This window comes from Chryseobacterium sp. MA9 (genome assembly GCF_024399315.1).
Classification (GTDB): domain Bacteria; phylum Bacteroidota; class Bacteroidia; order Flavobacteriales; family Weeksellaceae; genus Chryseobacterium.
This window is the reverse complement of record NZ_CP075170.1, coordinates 190241-206091: the sequence shown is the minus strand read 5'-3', so window position 1 is coordinate 206091 and position 15851 is coordinate 190241. Positions and strand designations below refer to the sequence as shown.

The window sequence follows — 15851 nt, the reverse complement described above, 5'->3', positions numbered from 1 at the left end:
TCGTGTAATCTGATACTATTTTTGAAAGCGGGCTTAGATTTTTATGTAAAGATAAAGCGAACAGCATTGAAAAAAGACGGCGTGGGAACTCTACATTATCCGATTCGGGGTACTGGTATACCTTACATGCAGATAAGAGAGCCCACGCCTAGGTCGTGAGCTTAATACTTATCGTCTCGCATGTTAAAAATTACCAGTTTTCGAATCGAGATTCTAAGCAATAGCTTCTATTATTCTTTGAAGTATCGCAAAATTACGTTTATTGTAACTTATTTTACAAATATAAGAAAAAAAAGATATTCGATACAAATTTGTATCGAATAATATTATTTAATATTTCAATTTTTACTATATGAAAGAATATAGTAATGACGAAATCTATGCTCTAGGTCTGCAAATTGGTTGTATAATTCGAACTGAAAGACTCAAGAAAAAAATTTCTCAGGAAGATTTGGGTCTCCTTATAGGTTCTAATAGTACAACTATCGGTAGAATAGAAAGATATGAAAACAGTACTAGCTGGGAACTTCTAATTAAAATTTGTCAATCATTAGAAATTGACTTTTACTCTTTATTTAAGTTACATCCTTTGAGTTATATTTTAATGACAATCAAAGAGGCATTAAGTCTTGAGACTAAATTAACAAAACAAAAAGAACAGTACTATTCAGATCTTGAAAAAACAGTAAAGCTTGCATTTAAGAAAATAAAAACCTAACAAATACAAGTTTATTAATTCTATTCTATGACCAGTTAAATTTTTTTTGACCTAAAAATTTTATCTCCCACTGATAATATTAACTTACTTTATTCAACAGTAAGCAACCTATTATAACCAAATTACATTATTTCTACAAAAATTATTACTAATAACAATAGATTTAATATTACATAATCATATGATAAGAGGTGAGCATTCGATAATTGTCCTATAAAACTTCAAAAACCAGTCAAACAAGTCCATCAAAAACTTTATCTTTGTTTGCTAAATTCGCTTTGAACATTAGAAGTAATGAAAGGAAAAACAACAACAAAATCAATAGAACCAAATATTGCAGATTTAGCAAATGGATGGCTTAAAAAATATAAATTAGATTATAAATTAGAGCAGGAGTCACTGAACAACGAAATTGACAAAGCTCTTTCAGACTATTTTACAAAGAATGGCGGAGTAGGAGCAAATCGACCAGATGTAAAACTACTATTACAAGATAAGTATCAAAATTTTTTTCCTGTATTAATTGAATATAAAGGCTACAAAGGCAAACTCGTAAAATTAGATGGTGATGGTCAAGTAGAAAATAGAACGGTAAAAAATGAACCTAATTTAAAAAACATCAATTCATATGCTGTAAACGGAGCAGTGCATTATGCAAACGCCTTACTTCATCATACAAGTTATACCGATATTATCGCTATCGGAATGACTGGTTACAAAGATGAAACAGAAAAAATTCATCATGAAATAGGTGTTTATTATGTTTCAAAAAGCAATTTGGGAGCAGGGCAGAAAATTGGTAATTATACTGATTTTTCATTTTTAGCACCTAAAAATTTTGACACTTTTATTGATACTGTTAAAACTCTTCAACTTTCACAGGAAGAACTTGATAGACTTAAGGAACAACGAGAAAGAGAAATTGACCAAAGTCTTGTAAAACTTAACAATGACATTTACCAAAATGAAAAAGGTTTAGGAGAAAATGACCGTGTTTATTTAGTAGCTGCTTCAATTATTGCAACACTTGGTATTCCAGGAAAAGTCTCACCTCTCGAAAAATCAGACTTAAAATCATCAAAGGAGAAAGGTTATAGGGATGGGGATTTAATGATTAAAAAGATAGAATCATTTTTAAGTCATAAGGAGATTCCAGATGAAAAACGACAACTAATTGTAAGAACATTATCTAACACACTATTAACGGAGAACATTAATAAAGTTGAAGACGGAGAAAGCCAACTAAAAAGAGTGTTTGGTAAAATTGTAGATGATTTAGGCATCTATTACAAAATTGGCTTGACCACAGATTTTACAGGCAAACTGTTCAATGAAATGTACGGTTGGTTAGGTTTTTCTCAAGACAAATTAAATGACGTTGTACTTACACCTTCGTATGTTGCTTCTCTATTAGTAAAACTTGCAAGAGTTAACAAAGATTCTTATGTGTGGGATTTTGCCACAGGCTCAGCAGGTTTGTTAGTTGCCGCAATGAATGAAATGTTGAATGATGCTAAAAACACTATTCAATCCCCAGACGAACTAACCCAAAAAGAAATTAAAATCAAAGCAGAACAATTGCTTGGTTTAGAGCTGCTATCAAGTGTTTATATGTTAGCAATCTTAAATATGATTTTGATGGGTGACGGTAGTTCTAACATCTTAAATACAGACTCAATTAAAGACTTTGACGGTAAGTATGGATTTGGAAAACCTAAAACCAAATTCCCTGCGAATGCTTTTATTCTCAATCCTCCTTATTCTGCTTCAGGAAATGGAATGAACTTTGTCGAAAAAGCATTGAATATGATGAATAAAGGCTATGCTGCAATCATTATTCAACACTCATCTGGTTCAGGTAAAGCAGTTGACTATAATAAAAGAATCTTGACTAAGCATACGCTTTTGGCAAGTATCAAAATGCCAATTGATATTTTCATTGGTAAATCTAGCGTACAAACCCAAATCTATGTGTTTAAAGTAAACGAAAAACATCATAAAGATGAGATTGTAAAATTTATTGATTTTAGTAATGATGGTTACGCAAGGTCTAACCGAAAAAAATCCAGTAATAATTTAAAAGATATCGATCGTGCCCAAGAACGCTATCAAGAAGTTGTTGATTTGGTCCGTTTTGGTAAAAGCAAATTGAATATTTTTAAAGAAAATGAATACTACGAAGGCCATATTGATCCGAATAATGGAGCCGACTGGAATCAATCTGCACCAACTGAGACCAAACCAACTCTGCAAGATTTAAAAAAAACAGTGAGCGCCTATTTATCTTGGGATATAAGTAACTTACTAGAACAAAATTCAGTTGATGAAGAATTGGGAAAGTAGAATCCCCGCTTAACAAAAAATTGAAAAATGTTGAGTGGGGGAAATTTAGAGTTGGTCAATTATTCAAAATTGAAAACACTCTTAGTTTTAATACTAATAAATTGGTTTCAGGAAAACAATTTGATTACGTAACAAGAACATCTCAAAACCAAGGAGTTTTACAAAAAACTGGTTTTGTAAATAGTAAAAATATAAACCAGGCAGGCAATTGGAGCTTGGGGCTTCTGCAAATGGATTTTTTCTACCGGCAAACCCCCTGGTATGCAGGTCAATTCGTTCGTAAAGTAGTTCCTAAAATTGATATTAGACCCATAACAATTCCTTTTTTTACATCAGCATTAAATAAATTAAAGCAACCCTTATTGTCAGTACTAGTTAGAAATGTGGATAAAACATTTTTAAATTCGGAATTAACCTTACCAATAAAGAAAAACGGAGATATTGATTTTGACTTTATGGAGCGTTTTGTTGCTGAGTTGGAAGCAGAACGAATGGAAAAACTTGAAAAATATCTTTCTGAAAATAGATTAAGTAATTATGATTTAACAGAACAGGAGACGAACGCTTTAGAGAACTTTGAAAATATTGAATGGAGCGAGTTTAAAATTGGAAATCTATTTGAAAGAATAAATACAAAAAAGTTACCTTTCAAAGCGGATGAATTATCAAAACATATGACAGAAAAATATAATCTTCCGTGTCTCACATCTAGCTTCAAGAACCAAGGATTGAACTACTTTGTACCTAAAGAGGGAGCAACTATTTTAAAGAATGTGATTTCTATTCCTTCAAATAGTGATATTTACCGAGCTTACTACCAATCTAATGAATTTACGGTTTTATCAGATGCTTATGCAATTCGCTGGATTTTAGATGACAATAAATTATTGCCGAATCAGTATTTATTTGCTGTTCAATGTATTAATAAAGTAACTGATTTACCTTTATATTCATATAAAAATAAATTAGGTGGATGGAATGTAGTAAAAAACAAATACATTCAATTACCTGTCAAAAATGATAAACCTGACTATGAAATAATGGACTTTCTAATTTCCGCCATTAATAAATCAATAGTCCGAAAGGTAGTTTTGTATGTAGAGAGAAAAAAGACAGAATTAAATGAATTGATTGAAAATGCCAACGCATGAAGCGTAATAGTCATGACTTAATCTGACCGTTAGGGTTAAAATCATTGTAAATTATCAAAAATCCTTACTTTTGGAAGTAAGGATTTTTTTACTACTTCAGACTCTCTAAGTCGTCAACAGGATCATATTCCTTCTTATGAATCTTCTTACTCGTCAAATCAATTTTAACAGTTTCAATAAAGTCTTTAAAATCATTATTCATTGCCAGCTTATTCATTGTTTCAAAGTCTAAATTCTTTTTGTATTTAGCCGGAAGAATCACATCAGAAGAATGCGGATCGTCGAGATCAAGCTCGATAACCCCAATACCAAATGATGCAGCTAACCTCGACAATTCATTCATAAAATCTTCATCCTCTGATATTCTTGCAGCCACTAGATAAGACTCATTTGCCCAAGAAGAATTTGAAACACATTGAAAAAAACTTTCTCTCAAGTTGCCGAAGCTTAACTCTCTTTTGATTTCAAATGAATATAAAACGATGGAATTTACGCCAACGGCACTGCTAAATTCATTGATTTCCGGCTTCCAATCTTCCATACGATAATAGCATCCCACCATATCAGGGTGCACCCATTCTCCAAATTCTTTCTTACTAGAAGTATGATGCTTTATTGTTTTGGTATAACAATTTAAATGATAATAAACGAAATAGGTTAAGTATTTATGAAGGTCTTTTTCTAAAAAATCAAATTTCTTTTTTTTCAGTGGTGGTAGATCTTCTGGAATTGTATTTTCATAATCTTCCAATACCCCTTCCATTGATTTTAGATAAAATCTTTTCGGTCGTGAATCTGTTTTAGCAAAAACTGATTTCGGATTGTCTTTGCTATTCACATAGATCTGAGCTCCTAATGTTGACCATGGAGTCTTTCCCTGTGAATTTAGTTTTTTATTGTATCCTTTTTCGACAGCAAGGTTCCAAATCTCAGTGGCTGTCAATGGTTTCTTTTCTTCTTTTAATATGGATTGAGCAAGTTCTAGAAAGGTCATTGCACGTTTTTTTAATTAGATTAAATATCTAGCATTTATGTATTTAAATATTGATAATTGCCGATATCAATTAACTTTTAGCCAAAGATAACATATCTAAAATTTCCATGCACTAATTAAGATAAAATTATCAATCCCAAAAAGCAATCAAAGCAACTAAAACTTGAACAAATTCAAAAAGCTATTAAAAGAAATCAATAATATATTGTTTTTCATATTTAATTCAGTGAAAATACTGATCTACAAAAGCTAAGTAATATCTATTTTTGATTTTACGGAAAACCGTAATTATTACAATTATATATAAACTATTTTTTGATAACATTTTAAATATTACGATTTATTCAAAAGATTACAAAAAAGTAAAAGAATGAAATATTTATATCAGTTATTTTTAGCTTTTAACTCAACTTGGCTGATTGCTGTGGTATTTCTTGTAAAAGACAAATATGTATTTATAGTTCTTGAAAAATATTCGATGTATTTTTCCTGGGGCTTATTTATATTGATTCCAATTCTTTTGACAGCTCTGAGTTTTATGATTGCAAGAAAATTACCAAAAGATAATTTGCAAAGTGGTTCAGTGATGGAAATTGAATTGGCAAATAACAATTTCTTACCAACTTATTTAGGATATTTTTTTGTGTCTTTGGGTGTAAATGATATTCCAACTTTAATCGTAGTTTTTTTAATCATCTATATTTTCACCTACTTATCACAGACACTTTATTTTAATCCTATTTTTTTACTATTTGGTTATCATTTCTATTTTATAAAGACCTCGGCAAATATTAAAATATTCCTGATAACGAAAAGACAGCTAAAGACTCCTGGTAATGATCATTTTAATAATTTAAGGAGAATCAATAATTATACATTTATAGAACTTTAAAACACTTTGTATATGGCAACTTTTATTTATGGTAAAGTAAAAAGAAAACATAATATATTTCGAGTAATTGAAACAGAAGAAGAGGTATATAATACTTCGCAATTAAATTTAGTTGGAGTAGATTATAACCCAGTTACATTAATCGAAAATGAAGAGCTTTATAAAGTTACGCAGTTTTCTCAATCAGGCTATTCATTTGATTTTATTAATAATGATTTGAACTCTGTAAATCATGATCAAATAACAAGAAATGATCTTACAAAATTATCTTTTATTTGTACCGTACAGAATAATCTGTACTTTTTTCAAATTATTAACTCTAGCTTCTTTATCAGCAAAAAATGGTTTTCAATTGATGAACTAAGAATTGAAACAGAAAAACCAATTATCACAGTGAATCCATTTGCTGATGCTATATATGATAAGAATACTGATATATTATACTTCAAAAAGCTACCTGCGGCTCAGAAAATTTTTAAAGGAATGGATCAGTTATACAAAGAAGCAACTGCTTCAGAGACTGATTCCTTTTTACAAAACGATTTTCTTGCAGTAGATCCTAATTTCAGTAACAGAAATGTATCAGTCCCTAATAGAAAAAGAATTGCATTAGTAATGGAGACGTTAAATAATTTATCTGCTCCTGAAAAACAGGCTGTATATTCTTATACCAGTCAATACAGCCAAATAGTATTTGAAAATGGAAAATTTAAAATTGAAACAGATGAAGATCTTAAATTTGTTTTATGGGGAATTGAACAGAGATTTTATACCACTCCAATCGGAGGTGAAAAGAGAATTGCCAATTCAATCATTAGTATTTAGCTAATGTCAAAAGAATCTTTGTTAAGTTTATCCCAGTTGATAGAAAATCGAGGATGATTTAATTTGACAGTATCCCAGGAAGTATGTAAGATAAAATCCTCTACCTCGTACCCCCTCTATTTCAATACACTATAAGCCTTTAAAATCTTTCTCATTCTCCGTATTCTTAAACGAAAGTTTCCCATCTCTCTACCAAACCTCACACACTTGATACCTTTTCGCCATTACAAAGAAAAGTTTGTAAATTTTACAGAGTTGAATTTTATTTCAATATTTTAGAGCTTATCTACTCACAGATAGGCTCTTTTTATCTAATATATGGTGAATTTACTTAAGTGGCCTGATCATAGAATAAGTTGGTAAAATATGATTTAACCTCCTGTTTTAGGATCTGTAAATATTTCTAATTCAAGACGTATTTTAAACTCCCATGTATCCCATTTGCGAAGTCGTTGTTGATATTGATCGAATGTACAGTGCAACTCGAAATGCCGCTTATTTTCATCCCCATGAAATTCTACGATGGCACTTTTATCATCTGGATGAATTTCTTCCCTTATAGTAGCTTTAAGTTTCATAATATATTTTTTCAAAGCTATAACGGTAATACGACAGAATGTGTCATAAAATAAAATATAAATTGAAAAGTTTCCCCCTCACAACTTCTTCCCTTTCGATTTGCCAGAAACCTTCTTGAAGTCTTTCTCCTCCTTCCACACATTCTGGTCTTCATAAAATAGCTAAGACAGTCTTTTAAATTTAAGATCTACTTTTTCATTACAAAATATATCATCCATTACATCGATATCTAAATATTTATATGTAAACTCTACCAAAGTATACAAAGAAAAAGGACTGGTAAAGTTTTCAATCAAAGTGATTACATCATTAAAAATTAGCTTTTCCCATAGCTCTGGTAAACATACAAATAACTGAACACTATAGGTCGGGTTCATTTTTTCTAAATTGTAAAAAAGAAATTCTAAATGATTCGCTGATAATATTTTTCCTAAATAATTATTATCAACTATATAAAATCTGTCTATTGGGTAATATCTTAACTGTTCTGTTTTTCTATTATTAAATAAAGAATCTGATAATTCTTTTATAGGCGATGTGATATTAATTTTATTCATTATTCTTTAGATATTGTTAACTTAGCGTTACTTGTGTTTACTTTAGTACTAAAGAATAGTTATCTCTGTAAGCTATAAGGAAATGTTTTGTCTTGTGTTGTTTTATTTTTTAACCTTGTCAACATTATTCTAAACCTTAATTAAGCTCCATTTTAAATAACATATGTAGTCTAAAAAATATCTATTTCAATCTCAATTTTTATTTCCTCCATTTTTAGATTGCTTGCATTATCTAGGTTAAATTTACCTTTTGCAGTAAAGGCTTTATTGTAAAATATATTTTCATTATCTAACTCTAATAATGTTCCACTAGTAGAGAAAAAGCCGTCATTAACCAAAAAGACTCCATTAGGAATATCAATCTCAATATCCGTTGGACTGATGTCTACTTTCCAATGGTTACAAACAAAATCCTTTGGCTGTGTATTATTTAGCACATCATGCCATGTACTGCAATCATTGCTCAATTTTTCTGCAAGCCTGTTTTTTATTTTATTAATATTCATATAAGATCAGGTCAAAGGTCAAAGCCGCGTGGCAGATCGTTTTTGATTTTTATTCTTTTGGCTTCATTTTGTTATGTTGATTTAATTTTTAATATTCACACATTTTCTTTTGATAAGAATTTACAGTAGCTGGTCCATATTGCCGTTTATATTTCTATTTAGCTTTTGAATTGCCTTTCTTAAACCTGATCAGGTATAAGAAAAACATTGGGATTCAATCAACCTAAGATTTTATCGTATTCAGAACCGGGATCAGGATAGCCTCCTATATCATTATAGCGCACGCTATCTCCAAACTGATACCATTGGTTAATGCCGGCAATCATGTATTCGTAGTGTGTTATATAGTGATCTATAGCTTTGAGGTGCGCCCCAAAAACAGGGTGATCGGGCCCAAAATCGGGAAGCGCCTTATGTATAGCATGGAACTCTGCTACATCGGCATAGTGTATTTTCATGGCCTCTTGGTAGGCTTCCTCCAATGATATTTTGTTTTCATGTTGAATGATCAATATTAAATTCATCATTTCCAAACTTCCTCTTGACATCTCTCTTGCCAGGGATGACACATCGTTTTGTACTGCAATAATTCTATTCATCAGAACAACCAAACGCTGGATCATCGGATGCTTAAATACCTCTGGCGGCAGATAACAATCGGTTGCAGGCTCAATCATATCAACATAAGGGCACATACCTACTGTAAATTCATGAATATGCATATAATGAACCAACGAAGGGAAGCGTTTCTTCTCGGCCACTTTGTAAACAGCTTCTTCTATAATACCATAAGTTATGTATTTATAAAATGAATGCGCCAGACGATCAAACCAAAAGCCCGGTGCTCCAAGCGCCCTGATTTCTTCAGTGGTTTTAGCGATTTGTCTGAAAAGCCCAATATCATTCTGATGAGGTTTTGCCCCCAATACCACGTCAATGAAATGGTCTCGTATTCCATATAGTTTATCCACAGGGCAGTTCTCGAAGTAATCGTCAAATACGGTATGATATATTAAATAACGAGTGACAGGCATAATGCGATGCCATTCTGTGACGGTAGGCAACATCCAGACAGTTACCTGCGAGAGACCGTGTTGCTTGTATTTTTCTCTAGCTTTAGGCGACAAAAATGTATAGTCGGTATCGTACCATTCACGTTCTTCATAAAAGTCTCTCCTCGCAAAAGGAGAAACAGGAGCCGTCCATGGATATGTTGGCATAGGAAAAATTAGTTTTATAGTTTCCATAAATAATTAGTATTTTGTTTTATAATTAAGTATTTTTAATTTAATAGTTTTATAATATTACCTCGAATTTTATTTTCTCATTTCGGTTGCTTTTGGTTCAGCTTTTTTCTTTTAATTCCTTAGCATTTGGAAACTCCATATCATTATAACGGGCCAGTTTTGTAGAGATATTCTTCCATCCACTTAAAACCATGCTCATATAATGGATCCAGTTGACAACAGCATCCTGCCAAATGCCAAAATCGGGAAGAGAGGATTGTAATTCCACAAACTCCCTAAGATCTTCATTGTGAAGGCGCAGATCTTCCAGGCAGGCTTCTTCCAGGGAAATTTGCCGTTCGTTCTGGATGACTTTTACAATGTTATAATAAATACTTCCTGTAGCTTCATCCTTCACTACAGACTGCACTTCATTAAAATAAGTTACCAAGTGGCAGGCTAATGCCTGTAAACGACGTATCACGGGATGTTCATGAATTTCCTGAGGAAGGATAACACCGGTTTCCACTTCTGTCAGCTGCAAAAAAGGATATAGGCAGATTGAATCTTCCCGCAGGGCGATACATTCCGTTATTGTCGGGAATTTTTTATTTTTTTTATACTGCACTTCTTTTTCTAATCCGATGAAATATCTGTTAATCATTTGAGCGAATCTTGAGATTGATTCCTCCGGGATAAATTGCAGAAGCTCCTGTCTCAGTGAAAATAGCATGGCTCCCAAAGGAATGGTTGATTCATCGGTATTAATTTCACCATTCAGAATAGCGATAGATTGGCTTCGAACGGCCTCAATATTCTCTGGCTCACTTTCTTCATAGATATCATCATTGTAAAGTGTCCAAAGCATCAGTCGGCAAATAGGCTTAAAACGTTCAACGGGTGCAGTTGGAAACCACTGAGCAGCGATATGAGCCGTTTTGGTTTTCTTGTACTTCTTTCGCACGTCTGGATTTTGCTCGTAAAGCCACAGGTATTCTCCGTCAATCCAGTCATTTTCGGTAATCTCCTGCAAAAGATCTGCATTAGGATTTTTTAATGTTGGGAATGGATACTTAAAATGATTATTAAGTAGGGATAGGGTGTTCATGGCGGTATTATTTATTAATTTTTCATAGGGAGTATTTATTTTATTGATCAAAAAATCAGTGCTGATGGAATGATCAAGTTTCATTAATAGAGTAATATCTAAAAACCTAATGCAATCCATCACTTTAGTTTTTTTAAGATTGGGATCGATTATATAAAACAGAGATAGGCAAAACAATTTCTATCCCAAGTCAATCACCACAAAGCGTAGTAAATCTCTACTGATGATTACATAACGGTACCGGATTCAGGGGAGCTAAATATCTGTATGAATATTTATTGGAAAATTAAAAACGTGGATGATTTCAATTTTCTATTTTATTAAGGAGTATATTTTTCATATTTAATGATTTGGTAGTTAACATTTTGTGGTATTAATTTCTCTTACTAAATTAAAAAATTATTTAATATAAGTTAATTTTTTAAAGGAAATTTTAAACTTTAGCTTTTATGGTTAAAAAAATATATGGATTGTGCCTTTGATGATTCATTTTCTTTTGTGAGTTGAAATGGTTACAGGAAATAAGTTTTATGATGTGACAGCATATCTTGGTAGTCTTCTTTTTTTTTGAACATATGATCTGTATTTTCCTGTTGATAACTATTAGTGCTTTGATGTAAGGAAAAGGATTAATTTCTAAAATTTTAAAAAAATTTTCTTGGCGGGTGTATCCAGACGTTCATTTCAGTTTCAATTGCACCGGTTTCTTCTGTGCTCAGAAATTCGCTATTAGCCATCACATACTCGTACCCTATCGCTGTTTGATTATAATTAGGATTAATTCTTTCAAACGGGTTTCCTGGCCGAGGTCTTAGAATTAAATGATTTATGGTTTCCATATCTTGTTTATCGATCTCCACAAATTCCCAATCAGCAATAGTATAACCTTCGGGCTGTACAATTTCCTTCCCTTTTTTATCAGAAATTTCTCTCCTTTTATATTCTGATAGAAATAGGAGTAAGTAAATTTTTTCCCAATTGTGTATATGATATTATTGCTGTTATAAACTTCATTATATGTTCTGATGCCGTCAGGTTTTTCAACCGTTATACCATCATCAATAATATATTTTTCAGGATCCGTTTGTGAAAAACAAGAAATACTCAATAAATACATCTCAAGATTGAGACATATTAAAATTAATTATTTTTTTTAGATAATACAGTAAAATCGGTTACAAAAGATTGTATTCCAGACAATCCAAGCCAAATACTCACCTTTAGTGCCATCTTCATCTTATCTTATGCTATTACCCATAACTTCAATGGTAATTCAAAATTTAATATCATGGAAGATAGCACAAACACTCAAAACCCTGATCCCTCTTCACTCAATACTCTATTGGTTTTCAATCCCAAAACCCAGAAGATTGAAGCGGTAAAGACTGTTGATGAAAAAGGAGACCTTATGACAGTACCCAATACTCAAAAAAATCAAAATCAGTTTTTAAAAATTGATAAACATGGCGATTTACTCTCCAACTTTTTTTCCAATTTTCTGAGCCAGCTCAAAAACCCGACTTTATTCAACTTCTTCACCTGCCCACTCAAAGAATCTGAAAAGATTGGAAAACAGATTCAAAATCACCTCGAGCATCCAAGTACGGAGGGCCAAGAATTTCTAAACACCTATAAAATAGTAACCCCAAACACCAATAGTATGAGTACAAACCCATTATCAGAAAAAGAGAATCAATATTCCCCGGACCAGATTGACTGGGAAATGATGTCAAAATTTGGCTTAACCCAGGAAAAATTAGAAAAAGCAAATGCTTTGGAACCTATGTTAAGAGGATTTAAAACAAACGGCCTCGTTCCCATTAGTCTGAATCTCGGGTCAGCGCTTATCCGAATAGACGCCCGTCTTTCACTGAGCACCAATGATGCAGGAGATGTAAGGATTAATCTCCATGGCATCAGAAAAGAACCCAATTTCAATTTTAAGTTTCTGGGCCATGAATTTACCGCTGAAGACAGACAGAATTTAATCGAAAACGGAAATATGGGACGTGTGGTGGATCTTATCAACCCAAAGACAGATGAAATCATTCCTTCCCTTATCAGCAGAGACCGGCTGACCAATGAACTGGTTGCTTATAAAGTAGAGCATATTAAAATTCCTGATGAGATCAAGGGTATCAGATTAGATGAATCCCAAAAACAGACGTTGATAGAAGGCAAAGCCCTATATCTGGAAGGAATGATTTCTACCAAAGGGGAACCCTTCAATGCCCATGTTCAGTTTAATGCAGATAAAAAGTATGTTGAATTTCTTTTTGATCACAAGCAGAGTCAGCAACAATCTCAATCACATTCACAGACCGAAGTCCCAAGAACATTCAGAGGCAAGGAATTAAATGATGAGCAGTATGACCGTTTTAAAGCTGGCCAAACGATTTATTTAGATGGACTGCTGGATAAAAAGAATCAGCCTTACCAGGGATATATCACCCTTAATCAGGAGAACGGAAAGATCGATTTTTCATTTAAGGACCCTGATAAAATCCAGCAGCAGGCAAAACCTACGGAGGAGCACAAAACACAGACAGCGGTGAATTCGGAAGGCAAGACCAACGAAGCCACCAAACATCTAAAGGAACCTTTACAGAAAGGCCAGCAATCCCCGAAAGACAAAAGCCAGCAGGTAAAGCAGGACAAACCTCAGCCCCGCGCTAGAAAACGCATATAAATACCAACTTCAATCCATATTATTATGAAAGTAGTATTAGCAGAGAAGCCAAGTATTGCCAGAGAAATAGCCATAGCCTTAGGAGCAACAGAAAAAAAAGAGGGATATCTGACAGGTAATGGCTATGCTGTTACCTGGGCTTTTGCCCATTTAATAACATTGGGTATGCCGGAAGATTATGGAATTTCAGCTTTTAGCAAGCAGCAGCTGCCCGTTTTGCCAAGCACTTTTAAGCTGGTCATCAGAAAAGTAAAAAAAGGCAGCCAGCTGATCACTGATCCGTTCGCATCCAAACAATTAAAAATAATAGAAAAACTGTTTAGTGCATGCAGCAGTATAATCGTTGCTACGGAGCCAGGAAGAGAAGGCGAACTGATCTTCCGGTATATTTATGAATATCTAAACTGTACCCAGCCATTTGAAAGATTATGGATCAGTTTTCTCACTGAAAAAGCTATAAAGCAAGGTTTTCAAAACCTGAAGCCGGGTCATCTATATGACGGGTTGTTTCAGTCTGCTCAATGCAAAAGCAGAGCCGATTGGTTATTAAGCATCAATACGACTCAGGCATTGGGTATAGCAACAGGTGACGGCTTATATTCACTAGGCAGGGTTCAGACTCCGACATTGGCTTTACTCTGTAAACGTTATCATGAGCATACAAATTTTAAGAGTCAAAACTACTGGCAGATTGAGCTGATACATCAAAAAGATTTTACTGAGTTCAAAAGTCTTGGTGAGTTCAAGTTCAGCGAAAGAAAACAAGCTGAAGACCTTATCAAATCACTAGAAAGAACCCGGGCAACAGCAACAGTCTCCTCTATTAATACAAAAATAATAACAGAACAGGTTCCCCTTCTGTTTGATTTGAGCGGCCTTCAAAAGGAAGCCAACAAAAGATTCAGCTTTAGTGCTGAGAAAACACTGAATATTGCCCAAAGCCTCTACGAAAGAAAGTTCATTACTTATCCACGGACCGGCAGTCCATACATTCCTCAAGATGTATGGCCGCGCATTCCCGATCTCATAAGAATTCTGCAGGAACAAGAACCCTATAATAGCACAGCAGGCACAATTCCATGGGGAAACTTCAATAAAAGCATTGTGAATGATGCTAAAGTTACCGATCACCACGGACTGCTCACTACAGAAAAAATTCCTTCGGCACTTACAGCAGAAGAAAAAGCAATATACAACCTGATTGCTTTTCGATTATTTGAAGCTGTTTCACAACCCTGTGTCAAAGAAATCACAGAGATCAGTTTACAGGTGCTTCACTATGATTTCACAGCTAAAGGAGACAAGATATTGCAAACAGGCTGGCGCAATATCAACGGTATTATTTCAACCGACAATGAGATGATTTATGAATTTCCTGAAGTAAAAGAAGGAATGGAGCTAAAGATTAAAACGGTTGCTGTTCTGGAAAAGAAAACCCAGGCTCCAAATCTTTTTACTGAAGGGACTCTGCTGTCTGCAATGGAAACTGCAGGCAAAAGCATTGAAGAAACAGAACAGCGAAAAGCCTTAAGGAAGATTAGCATCGGCACTCCTGCAACACGTGCATCCATTATTGAAACCTTGATTGATAGAGATTATATCAGAAGAGAAAAAAAATTACTTATTCCTACTGATAAAGGCTTACAGGTTTATGATTTAGTTAAGGACAAAAAAATCGCAGACATTTCTAAGACTGCAGAATGGGAGCAGTCCATACAGAATATTGAGAATAATGAGTTGAGTCCAGCTGAATTCCAAAAGAACATTGAGAGCTATACAAAGTCTGTTACGGAAGAATTGCTGCAGATTCACCTTGAAAAACCTTATCTTCCTGTCCTTCTGTGTCCTAAATGCAGAACTCAGCAATTGATTATTAATGATAGCATTGTACAATGTCCCGATATACATTGCAGCTGGCATCAATTTAGAAATGTCTGCGGAGTCCGGATCGAACCTGCCGACCTTGAAAGACTTATCAAAAATGGAAGGACTTCATTGATTAAAGGCATGAAAAGCAGATCAGGAAAAAGTTTTAACGCCTTTATTATCCTAAAGGACAATGCTGAAAGTTCTTTTGAGTTTGAAAGCAAGCAAGGAAAAACAGCGAAACCCGTCTAGTTTTTAGCCTCTGAAAACAACTCTCATAAAAATCATTTAATTATAATACCACACATAGACTGAAACTTCTCTCTTTATTTTAAATTTGCACCCGATTTCTCATGTTAATTTGAGTTTTCATGGTAATTAGTTTTATCCCCGGCTT

Annotated in this window: 14 protein-coding genes; 7 read left to right on the top strand and 7 right to left on the bottom strand. The window is 33.4% G+C overall.

The features are described from left to right. The first annotated feature begins 352 nt into the window (after positions 1 to 352). The 3 genes from KIK00_RS00925 to KIK00_RS00915 all read left to right on the top strand — a co-directional run bounded on the left by KIK00_RS00925 (position 353) and on the right by KIK00_RS00915 (position 4212). On the top strand, positions 353 to 718 hold the full coding sequence (locus KIK00_RS00925; protein ID WP_255814699.1) for a helix-turn-helix transcriptional regulator: 366 nt from the start codon (positions 353 to 355) through the stop codon (positions 716 to 718). 294 nt (positions 719 to 1012) lie between these two features. Then, complete coding sequence (locus KIK00_RS00920) at positions 1013 to 3061, top strand: class I SAM-dependent DNA methyltransferase (protein WP_255814698.1); 2049 nt, start codon at positions 1013 to 1015, stop codon at positions 3059 to 3061. Between the two features lie 20 nt (positions 3062 to 3081). Further along, positions 3082 to 4212: a restriction endonuclease subunit S gene (locus KIK00_RS00915; protein WP_255814697.1), complete on the top strand. Its 1131-nt coding sequence runs from the start codon at positions 3082 to 3084 to the stop codon at positions 4210 to 4212. A 91-nt stretch (positions 4213 to 4303) separates the two neighbouring features. Here KIK00_RS00915 and KIK00_RS00910 read toward each other — a convergent pair whose 3' ends face one another. Next, positions 4304 to 5206, bottom strand: a complete 903-nt coding sequence (locus KIK00_RS00910) for a COG2958 family protein (protein ID WP_255814696.1) — start codon at positions 5204 to 5206, stop codon at positions 4304 to 4306. Positions 5207 to 5576: 370 nt separating this feature from the next. On the opposite strand from KIK00_RS00910, the gene KIK00_RS00905 reads away from it, so the two are divergent. Together KIK00_RS00905 and KIK00_RS00900 are read left to right on the top strand one after the other, a co-directional pair. Next, the gene (locus KIK00_RS00905) at positions 5577 to 6098 is read left to right on the top strand and encodes a hypothetical protein (RefSeq protein WP_255814695.1); all 522 of its coding nucleotides are present in this window, start codon (positions 5577 to 5579) and stop codon (positions 6096 to 6098) included. Positions 6099 to 6110: 12 nt separating this feature from the next. After that, a complete protein-coding gene (locus tag KIK00_RS00900) occupies positions 6111 to 6923 on the top strand; it encodes a hypothetical protein (RefSeq protein WP_255814694.1) in 813 nt (270 codons plus the stop codon). Positions 6924 to 7294: 371 nt separating this feature from the next. Here the strand turns inward: KIK00_RS00900 and KIK00_RS00895 are convergent, their stop codons facing one another. The 6 genes from KIK00_RS00895 to KIK00_RS00870 form a co-directional block, all read right to left on the bottom strand. Further along, on the bottom strand, positions 7295 to 7501 hold the full coding sequence (locus tag KIK00_RS00895; protein ID WP_255814693.1) for a hypothetical protein: 207 nt from the start codon (positions 7499 to 7501) through the stop codon (positions 7295 to 7297). A gap of 162 nt (positions 7502 to 7663) precedes the next feature. Next, positions 7664 to 8059 (bottom strand): hypothetical protein, encoded by a 396-nt coding sequence (locus tag KIK00_RS00890; protein WP_255814692.1) that lies wholly within the window; start codon positions 8057 to 8059, stop codon positions 7664 to 7666. 170 nt (positions 8060 to 8229) lie between these two features. Continuing rightward, positions 8230 to 8565, bottom strand: a complete 336-nt coding sequence (locus KIK00_RS00885; RefSeq protein WP_255814691.1) for a hypothetical protein — start codon at positions 8563 to 8565, stop codon at positions 8230 to 8232. Between the two features lie 218 nt (positions 8566 to 8783). Further along, on the bottom strand, positions 8784 to 9812 hold the full coding sequence (locus tag KIK00_RS00880; RefSeq protein WP_255814690.1) for a terpene synthase family protein: 1029 nt from the start codon (positions 9810 to 9812) through the stop codon (positions 8784 to 8786). Between the two features lie 97 nt (positions 9813 to 9909). Continuing rightward, on the bottom strand, positions 9910 to 10899 hold the full coding sequence (locus KIK00_RS00875) for a terpene synthase family protein (protein WP_255814689.1): 990 nt from the start codon (positions 10897 to 10899) through the stop codon (positions 9910 to 9912). Between the two features lie 644 nt (positions 10900 to 11543). Further along, on the bottom strand, positions 11544 to 11738 hold the full coding sequence (locus KIK00_RS00870) for a hypothetical protein (RefSeq protein ID WP_255814688.1): 195 nt from the start codon (positions 11736 to 11738) through the stop codon (positions 11544 to 11546). A gap of 449 nt (positions 11739 to 12187) precedes the next feature. On the opposite strand from KIK00_RS00870, the gene KIK00_RS00865 reads away from it, so the two are divergent. After that, positions 12188 to 13588, top strand: coding sequence for a DUF3945 domain-containing protein (locus KIK00_RS00865; RefSeq protein WP_255814687.1), 1401 nt, complete (start codon positions 12188 to 12190; stop codon positions 13586 to 13588). Positions 13589 to 13612: 24 nt separating this feature from the next. Next, positions 13613 to 15706, top strand: a complete 2094-nt coding sequence (locus tag KIK00_RS00860) for a type IA DNA topoisomerase (protein WP_255814686.1) — start codon at positions 13613 to 13615, stop codon at positions 15704 to 15706. The last annotated feature ends 145 nt before the right edge of the window (positions 15707 to 15851 follow it).

Excerpts from the sequence above, each read along its gene's own strand:
- KIK00_RS00925 (WP_255814699.1), top strand. The coding sequence starts at position 353 with ATGAAAGAATATAGTAATGACGAAATCTATGCTCTAGGTCTGCAAATT.
- KIK00_RS00920 (WP_255814698.1), top strand. The coding sequence starts at position 1,013 with ATGAAAGGAAAAACAACAACAAAATCAATAGAACCAAATATTGCAGAT.
- KIK00_RS00910 (WP_255814696.1), bottom strand. The coding sequence starts at position 5,206 with ATGACCTTTCTAGAACTTGCTCAATCCATATTAAAAGAAGAAAAGAAA.
- KIK00_RS00905 (WP_255814695.1), top strand. The coding sequence starts at position 5,577 with ATGAAATATTTATATCAGTTATTTTTAGCTTTTAACTCAACTTGGCTG.
- KIK00_RS00900 (WP_255814694.1), top strand. The coding sequence starts at position 6,111 with ATGGCAACTTTTATTTATGGTAAAGTAAAAAGAAAACATAATATATTT.
- KIK00_RS00895 (WP_255814693.1), bottom strand. The coding sequence starts at position 7,501 with ATGAAACTTAAAGCTACTATAAGGGAAGAAATTCATCCAGATGATAAA.
- KIK00_RS00890 (WP_255814692.1), bottom strand. The coding sequence starts at position 8,059 with ATGAATAAAATTAATATCACATCGCCTATAAAAGAATTATCAGATTCT.
- KIK00_RS00885 (WP_255814691.1), bottom strand. The coding sequence starts at position 8,565 with ATGAATATTAATAAAATAAAAAACAGGCTTGCAGAAAAATTGAGCAAT.
- KIK00_RS00880 (WP_255814690.1), bottom strand. The coding sequence starts at position 9,812 with ATGGAAACTATAAAACTAATTTTTCCTATGCCAACATATCCATGGACG.
- KIK00_RS00875 (WP_255814689.1), bottom strand. The coding sequence starts at position 10,899 with ATGAACACCCTATCCCTACTTAATAATCATTTTAAGTATCCATTCCCA.
- KIK00_RS00870 (WP_255814688.1), bottom strand. The coding sequence starts at position 11,738 with ATGGAAACCATAAATCATTTAATTCTAAGACCTCGGCCAGGAAACCCG.
- KIK00_RS00865 (WP_255814687.1), top strand. The coding sequence starts at position 12,188 with ATGGAAGATAGCACAAACACTCAAAACCCTGATCCCTCTTCACTCAAT.
- KIK00_RS00860 (WP_255814686.1), top strand. The coding sequence starts at position 13,613 with ATGAAAGTAGTATTAGCAGAGAAGCCAAGTATTGCCAGAGAAATAGCC.